Origin of the sequence: Streptacidiphilus sp. MAP12-33, assembly GCF_041261265.1 — a bacterium.
GTDB lineage: Bacteria > Actinomycetota > Actinomycetes > Streptomycetales > Streptomycetaceae > Streptacidiphilus.
Genome location: NZ_JBGCCA010000076.1, coordinates 1 through 6876 on the forward strand (window position 1 = coordinate 1; position 6876 = coordinate 6876).

Below are 6876 nucleotides of genomic sequence, written 5' to 3' on the forward strand. Positions count from 1 at the left end.
CTGTAGGGATCAGGAATGAGTGAGCACTGTACAGCCCAAGTGGTCACTGTCCGGGCAAATCCAGGGTACTTGGGCAGTCGTTACGCTCTGTTTCCTAGCGTCCAGTCTATGACTTCATCTGGTGGCCGGGCGAGGCCGCGGCGTGTGCTTGAAGATCCGTTGGTCTCGATTCGCCGTGAGGACGGGTCGCTGAATGAACTTCGCCTGGCTGATGCCAGGTTGAGCGACTTCACGGGCTCGGAGCCGTGGCGGAAGGTCCGGTCGGTGCACGGGCAGGCTCACTACTCGGGGACGTACGCGTCGTCGACGATGCGTGGTCCGGTCGTCTATGAGAGTCGGCTGGAGCTGGCGCGCCTCCTGCTTGCGGACTTCGATCCGGAGATCAAGGCGATCTACGCCCAGCCGTGCCTGCTCATGGCACGGATCGAGGGCCGGGCACGCCGGCATGTGCCCGACTTCCTGTTGGTGACGCGGGCGGACGTGGTGCGAGTGGTGAACGTCAAGCCGGCCGACCGGCTGGAGGATCCGAAGGTCCGCGAGGCCCTGGCCTGGGCGGGCGATGTGTTCTCGCAACGCGGTTGGGACTACGAGATCTGGTCGGGTGCGGATCCGGTCGTCCTGGCGAATGTCCGGTTTCTGGCCGCGTACCGGCGTGCTGGCGTGGTGCCGCTGGAGGAGGTCGAACGAGCTTGGGAGACCGTGCACGACGGTGAGCGTCTTGCCGAAGCCGAGCGGCGCCTCGCGGGCGGCAATCCCCCGCATGTGGCCCGGCCTGCGGTGTTGTCGCTGCTGTGGTCGGGCCGACTGATCACTGATCTCTCCCGTCCGCTGGGCGGGGACAGCGTGCTTCGGAGGTCTGCATGAGCGGGTGGACGACGACGCTGCACGTGGGGCTCACGCTGTGGTTCGAGGGCGAGCTGTGCACGGTCACAGAGATCGACGGCCGTCGCATCGGGCTGAGGCAGCGGTCGGCCGACGGTCGGGTCCGCTGGCGGCAGGTGGATCTGTCGGTGCTGCTCACCCACCCGGGCACGAGGTTCCTGACTGATGAGGGTGAGCCGGGTCCGGCGGCCGCGGCCGTGCTCGGATCGCTGACACCGGACGAGGAGGACGCGGTGACGGTCCGCTTCCGCCACATCCAGGAGGTGCTCACCGGCTTCCAACTCGGCTGCGCGGAACTTGCCTTGGAGGGCGAGCCGCGCCCGGACTACGCGCCGGGGACCGCATTGATGCACCGCTACCGGGCGAAGGCGACCGAACTCGGCGTCGGTGTGACCACGCTGCGCCGGTGGATCGGCAAGGTGGAGGGGAGCGGTCCGGCGGGACTACTGGACAAGCGGGCTGGCAGCAGCGTGCTGGACCGCATCGATTCGCGCTGGGTCGACATGGCCCGTTCGGTCCTGGCCGCCAAGGTCCCCAAGAGCCGGCCAGTCCGGAGCCTGGTCCTGATCGAGATCGAGGAACGGCTGGCCGAGAAGTTCAAGGAGGAGGCCCCGGTGCCAATCCCGGCCAGGACCCGCGCCTATGCGGCGCTGGCGGAGCTGAGCCGGGGCACCAACGCGTTCGAGGGCAGCACGAAGGGCAAGCGGTCGATCGCCAACCGGCCGAAGGGGACCTACGGGCGACTGCGGGCCACGCGTCCGGGCGAGTACGCGGTGCTGGACACGAACCGGCTGGACGTGTTCGCGATGGAGCCGGTGACCTGCCGCTGGGTGCAGTGCGAGCTCACGGTCTCCATGGATCTCTACAGCCGCTGCATCACCGGGCTGCGGCTGACGCCGGTCTCGACGAAGTCGGTGGACGTGGCAGGCGTCTTGTTCGAGACCGTCCGCCCCCGTGACCTGCCGGGCGAGGCGGCCGGGCCGTTGCCCTACTGCGGGGTCCCCTCCACGGTCGTCGTCGACGCCGACAGCCTGGTCGATCAGCACGGGATGCCGCTGCTGCCAACGGCAGCAGCGGAGACGATCATCTACGACCACGGCAAGGTCTTCCTGTCGAACCACATCCGCAGTGTCTGCGCCAGGCTGGAGATCAGCCTGCAGCCAGCCCGTCCCTACACCCCGACCGACAAGCCGGTCGAGCGGTGGTTCAAGACCTTGAACCAGGGACTGCTGGCCGCCCTGCCCGGCTACAAGGGCGCCGACGTGCACAGCCGCGGCGAGAACGTCGAACAGGAGGCGTTCTTCTTCCTCGACGAGCTCGAAATGATCATCCGGGAGTGGATCGACCGGATCTACCACCGGCGGCCGCACAGGGGGCTGACCGTCCCGGAGGTCCCAGGGCTGAAGATGAGCCCGCTGGAGATGTTCGAGCACGGCGTTCACCGCGCGGGACCGCTGCGGATCCCGACCCGCCCGAACCTGGCCCTGGAGTTCCTGGATCAGGTCCGCACGACGATCCAGCACTACGGGGTGGAGATCGGGGGCCTGCGCTACAACGGCGACGCGCTGGATGAGTTCCGCGGTCAACGCAGCGACTGGCAGGGGGTGGATGCGGGGAAGTGGCCCATCGCGGTCGACCCCGGCGACATTCGCCAGGTCTACTTCCAGCACCCGCGCGATCACGACTGGCACCCGTTGGCCTGGGAGCACGCTCCCGCGCTGGGCGGTCCGGTCAGCCGGGAGGCCGTGGCCTACGCGCGCCGCCTCGCGACCCGCACCCACCGGTTCCCCGACACCAAGCGCGCCCTGGTCGACCTGCTGGACCGCTGGGGCGCCGGCCTGGCCGCCGACCGGGTCGAGCGGCGAATGGCGGTCAGGATCTCCCAGGAGCGGCTGCTGCTCGTCGGGCCGGACGAGATCGCGCAGCCGCAGGACGGACCGGCCCAGATCGCCGACCTGCCCTCCTTGAAGAAGCTCGCTGCCCTGCAGGATCCCCTCCCGGCAGGCTCCGATGCCGTCGCCGAGTTGGCGCTGGGCGGGGACGACGACGAGGACGACGAGTGCGAGGCGGTCTTTCCTGGCGAGCTTGAACCGGGCGCGCGGGACGAGGACGACTTCTACGCCGATGTGTGGGAGAGCCGGTGACCCAGACAATCAACACGGTCTTCGAAGGTGAGGACCGCCAGTACTCCCCGACCCGTCTCGGCGGATGGCTCCATATCGTCGACGGTCCCGGACGGACCCGCCCACCGGTGCTCACTCGCGCCCAGATGGCGGCCCTGACGGCGCTTGAGCTGCGGCGCTACAACGACCAGCGAGCCGTCTGGCACGCCAACATCGGCCCGATCAAGACTCCTCAGCTGCGCCGGGTCTGCCGCCAGCTGCGGGAGATCGTGGACTCCAACCGCCAGGACGGCGACAAGGCCAAGCCTGCGGCACTGGTGGACGCCTATCCCGGGCTCGGGAAGTCCACCGCGGTCCGCGAGTTCGGCCGCCAGTACTACCGAGACCAAATCGAGCTTCGGGGCGAGACCACGCCGGACGGCCACCGCCGGGTCCCGGTGATCTACATCGCGCTGACCGGCAACACCCACATCCGCGGCCTGAACGCATCGATCTGCCGCTTCTACGGACTGCCGACCTCCGGCGACGCCGACACCCTGGCCGAGCGCGCAGTAGACGCAGTACTCAGCCTTCGCACCAGCGTCTTCCTGATCGACGACATCCACTTCCTCGCCAGTTCCACCGGCAACTCGGTCCGCATGGCCAACCAGTTGAAGTTCCTGTCGAACGTGTTCCCAGTCACGCTGGTCTATGTCGGAGTCGGCGTCCGCCAGCGGGGCCTGCTTCGGGAGGGCTTCTCCCCGAAACAGGCCCTTCTCGCCCAGTTCGGGCGCCGCACCACCGAGTTGTCCATGCGCCCGTTCCACATCCAGGACGAGGCCGGCCGCCGCGAGTGGCGCACACTCCTGCTGACGATCGAGCAGCAGATCGTCCTGGCGGACGCCTACCCCGGCATGCTCGCCGACGATCTCTCCGACACGCTCTACGCGCGCTCGACCGGCCACTTCGCATCACTGATGGCGCTGATCAACCGCGGGTGCCTGCGCGCCGTCAGCACCGGGCACGAACGCCTCGACCGCCACCTGATGGACAAGGTCACCAACGACGCCGCAGCCGAGGAGGCCCGCAAGGAACTCACCGCCGCCCTCGAAGCCGGCCTGATCACCTCGCGACCCACCGTCGCAGTCGACGAGCCGGAGGGGCCGGCATGATGAACTGGTCCGGAGGCGAGCTCCCGATCTTCCTCGCGCCACAGCCCGGGGAAGCACTCGACAGTTGGCTGGAGGCCTACGCACGGCGGCTGCGCACCACGACACACTCACTGACCAGCTTCGTGGGACTGCTCGGCTCCCGTCCCGGGGCCATGACGCACCGGCTCACCGACCACGAGCGCCTCGCACTGCAGCGCGCAACCGGTCTTCCTGATTCGGCGTTGGTGTCGATGACGTTGGAGCCGTTCAACGGTCTGACCGTCGCGTTCGACAAGAACCGACCTGGAGCTTTGCGCAGGCCGCCGCACTGGCGCGCGTTCGGCGCTTTCCCGCGATTCTGCCCGAACTGCCTGCGCGAATCCCAGGGTCGATGGCCTTTGGTCTGGCGCCAGCCCTGGGTGTTCGCCTGCCCCCGCCACCACTGCATGCTTCTCGAACAGTGCCCAGCCTGCGAGCGTCCGGTCCGAGCCAGCGGCACCCGGACCGGCGGCCCGAGCCGACCCGCTTCTTGCACCCGCGGCACACACCGTCAGCATGGCGAGCGCCGAAGCCGTGTGACCTGCGGCTACCCACTCGACCAGGCCAATGCCACCCCGCTGCCCGCGGACGGCGTGATCATTGCGGCTCAGCACCACGTCGACCACGTCCTCGAACAGATCAGCACGGACCCTGGGGCGGCAAGCCAGCACCTCGCCGACCTCTACGCGCTGGGATCCCGGGGCCTGGCCGCCTTCGATATCGACCCTGCCGGGGCTCCTGAGCCGGCACTGCGGATCCTGGCCGAAGTCGGCGGCGCCCTGCCCGCGCAGACGAACTCGCTGGACGCCACCGATGTCCGCAGCATCGCGATCGGCACGGCGATCGCAATCCAAGCACTGCCTGATCCCGAACCGCGCGAGCAGGAACTTCTGGATTGGGCCGTCGCCTGCAACCACCGACGAAGCGCTGAAGACGGCCAGAACGAAGCACTCAGAAACATCAACCAGATCGCTGCTGGCTGGTCCAAGTCCAGTCCTCATCTGGCCGGGACCGCTCTACGCAGCCTCGACGCGTCCATCTCGTTTATCGCGCGCCTGCGTTACGGCACCAGCGCCCCCACGCCCTACTGGCGGCGTCTGAGTAAAGACGAGGTGGAACAGCGGGCGTCGTCTGTCCCGGCTCAACTCTGGCCATCCTGGGCCCTGCGGCTCCTCCCGTCAGGCCCCGGCGCCGGACTGAACGCCGAGCTGCTACGCGCGGCGACATGCCCCCTCCTCCTCATCCCGGGCACCGCCGTCGACTACAAGAGCGCCATCCGTATGCTCACCGACCCGGGCCTGGGGAGGCGATCGCCCAAGCAGCTCAAACTGCCGGCCAACATTGACCCGGGCCAGATCTCCGCAATCCTGACCCAACTTGCGTGGGCACTGGACCAGTTCGGGTCCCCGATCGACTACGCCCGCCGACGCCGCATCTTCCAACCCGGCAGCATCCACATCGACAAGGCCGCGTTCATCGGCTTCTGCACGGATCACGGCCTGCGCTCCCCCTCTCCCAGACGCGAATCTCTGCTGACCTGGATCGTCTGGTCCTTGCTGCTGGGATCGGACGCCCCGACCCCAGAGCACCGATCACCGCGGCACCACAGCCGCCATCTGTCACCGTTCCTCAAGGAGTTCGCCTCCCAGCAGGCCGAGGCGCATTTGCGGGACGCCGGGATCGACGAGCCTGTTCGATGGGAACCTCCGGCGCACTGGGTGACGGGGATCACCTGGCCAGGAGTAGACCCGGCCAGCATTCCCACGGACCACGTGAACAAGCTCGCCACGCAGGCACCCCGGGAGCGGGAACTCGCTGTCCAGCTCGGTCTGACCCGAGATCAGCTCGATCTCTACTGCGAGATCCATGACATCGACTTCCCCAAGCGCGCCCCGATGCCACTTCCGCGACCCCCGAGGGAGCCTCGATCAGACCGAGGCATTCGAAGGCCTCAGATTCACCGCACCGGTGATCTGTCCCGAGACCGGCTCCGGCAGCTCTACCTCGACGGAGGAGAGACGCTGGACCAGATCGCGGCCCGCGCCAACTGCAGCAAATCCACAGTCAGACGAGCATTGCAAGACTTCGAGATTCCCATGCGGACCCGGCGACGGCCCGGCACCCTCGAACGGACGATCTCCCGGGCCTGGCTCGAAGACGAATACACGCGCAAGGGACGCAGCACCCCCGACATCGCACGCGAAATGGGTCTGACGAAGAACAACATCATGCGTTTGCTGCGGCGATGGGACATCCCCAGGCGCCACCAAGTCCACAGCAACGTCTTCGCCGCCCTGCCGGTCGAACTGTCACCTGCCATGGCGAGGCTCAGTCAGACCCGAAACATCCTCCCTCGCCTGCGCAACCTCACAGCACTGCCCGGCCACCAGACACTCCAGGCCGCCGCCAATGCTCTCGGGATTCGCCGCGGGGCTCTCGACTACCAACTCCAGCATGTCGAAGCCACGGCTGGCATCACCCTCATCAACCGCTCCCGCCCGCTCTCAGCCACCGGCAGCGGCCAGCTCCTCATCGCCGAAGCGCGACAACTCCTCGGACTACTCGATGAACACACGCAGTCACCCGCAGCAGCAACTCACACAGCGGATTGCCCATGAAGCCCGGACAACACCAGTTCCCACTTCCCACGAATCCCAACATTCCTGCAGGCAACGATGTCCACGAAATCGCGGACCCTACAG

General features: G+C 67.7%; 4 protein-coding genes. All 4 read left to right on the forward strand.

The window, feature by feature from the left end; genetic code table 11:
* The first annotated feature begins 144 nt into the window (after positions 1–144).
* Genes ABH931_RS39485 through ABH931_RS39500 form a run of 4 tightly spaced genes read left to right on the forward strand, consistent with a single transcriptional unit; the run spans position 145 to position 6792 of the window.
* Positions 145–864 (forward strand): TnsA-like heteromeric transposase endonuclease subunit, encoded by a 720-nt coding sequence (locus ABH931_RS39485; RefSeq protein WP_370124803.1) that lies wholly within the window; start codon positions 145–147, stop codon positions 862–864.
* Positions 861–3026 carry a Mu transposase C-terminal domain-containing protein gene (locus ABH931_RS39490; protein WP_370124805.1) on the forward strand — a complete coding sequence of 722 codons (2166 nt, stop codon included), beginning with the start codon at positions 861–863 and terminating at the stop codon, positions 3024–3026. The genes ABH931_RS39485 and ABH931_RS39490 overlap by 4 nt, the downstream gene beginning before the upstream one ends.
* Positions 3023–4156, forward strand: coding sequence for an ATP-binding protein (locus ABH931_RS39495; protein ID WP_370124807.1), 1134 nt, complete (start codon positions 3023–3025; stop codon positions 4154–4156). Before ABH931_RS39490 ends, ABH931_RS39495 begins: the two co-directional genes overlap by 4 nt.
* Positions 4153–6792 carry a TniQ family protein gene (locus ABH931_RS39500; RefSeq protein ID WP_370124809.1) on the forward strand — a complete coding sequence of 880 codons (2640 nt, stop codon included), beginning with the start codon at positions 4153–4155 and terminating at the stop codon, positions 6790–6792. The genes ABH931_RS39495 and ABH931_RS39500 overlap by 4 nt, the downstream gene beginning before the upstream one ends.
* The last annotated feature ends 84 nt before the right edge of the window (positions 6793–6876 follow it).

Bases quoted from the DNA above. Each gene is read 5' to 3' on its own strand.
- ABH931_RS39490 (WP_370124805.1), top strand. From the start codon at position 861: ATGAGCGGGTGGACGACGACGCTGCACGTGGGGCTCACGCTGTGGTTC.
- ABH931_RS39500 (WP_370124809.1), top strand. From the start codon at position 4,153: ATGATGAACTGGTCCGGAGGCGAGCTCCCGATCTTCCTCGCGCCACAG.